This is a genomic window from Mesorhizobium sp. M2C.T.Ca.TU.002.02.1.1, from assembly GCF_003997225.1.
In genome coordinates this window covers 1-388 of record NZ_RZTO01001531.1, presented here as the reverse complement: position 1 = coordinate 388, position 388 = coordinate 1, and the positions used below count along the sequence as shown (strand labels likewise).

The following is a 388-nucleotide window of genomic DNA, read 5'->3' as shown; positions in this document are numbered from 1 at the left end:
GCTCCACCACGATCCGAGAAGGCGTCAATGCGGTCGAGGCTTGGCTCGGCTCATTGCCTGGCCATGTCTACGCTAACGTTCGCCAACCGCTCGTTCATACATTGAATCTTGCCCATCTCATGCCGCTGTCGTCGGTTTGGGCCGGTCCTGCGACAAACGAGCATCTCGCGAAAGTCACCCAAACCGAAGCGCCACCGCTTTTCGTTGCCGAGACCAGTGGGTCGACACCGTTTCGGCTTTCCACCCACGTCGAAGATGTCGGCCACATGCTGGTTGTTGGTCCGACCGGCGCCGGCAAGTCGGTTCTGCTTGCTCTGATTGCTCTGCAGTTCAGGCGCTACGCCGGCGCCCAGGTTTATGTCTTCGACAAAGGCAATTCGGCCCGTGC

Annotated in this window: 1 pseudogene; it reads left to right on the top strand. The window is 59.8% G+C overall.

Features of this window, described 5'->3' with window-relative positions:
* Positions 1-388 (top strand): annotated as a pseudogene (locus EOD07_RS37135) (conjugal transfer protein TrbE); the annotation flags it as partial.